The organism is Rathayibacter sp. VKM Ac-2928 (assembly GCF_022815545.1).
GTDB classification, from domain to species: Bacteria; Actinomycetota; Actinomycetes; order Actinomycetales; family Microbacteriaceae; genus Rathayibacter; species Rathayibacter festucae.
In genome coordinates this window covers 1-369 of sequence record NZ_JALGRU010000012.1, presented here as the reverse complement: position 1 = coordinate 369, position 369 = coordinate 1, and the positions used below count along the sequence as shown (strand labels likewise).

Below are 369 nucleotides of genomic sequence, written 5' to 3'. Positions count from 1 at the left end.
GTTCCACTCGTCGAAGGACAGCTTGATGTCCTTCGACTTCTTCAGCTTGTGCTTCACGTGGTCGACGGTGGCCGCGACCGTGGAGATGAAGTACTCCATGTCGAGCGAGGACGCGAGGAACGAGCCGAGGTCGCCGTCGTACTCCTGGTAGTAGGCGTGGCAGGAGACGTACTCGACGTCGTCGTAGGCGTGCTCGAGGACCACCCGCTCCCACTCGCCGAAGGTCGGCATCGACGAGCCCGACGACCCGCAGATCACGAGCTCGAGGGACGGGTCGGCGATCTTGAGGGCCTTGGCGGTGCGGGAGGCGAGCTTGCCGTAGTCGTCGGCGTTCATGTGGCCGACCTGCCAGGGGCCGTCCATCTCGTT

Annotated in this window: 1 pseudogene; it reads right to left on the bottom strand. The window is 64.5% G+C overall.

Annotated features, from left to right (window positions below):
• Positions 1–369, bottom strand: a pseudogene (locus MT350_RS19865) (alpha-L-arabinofuranosidase); the annotation flags it as partial.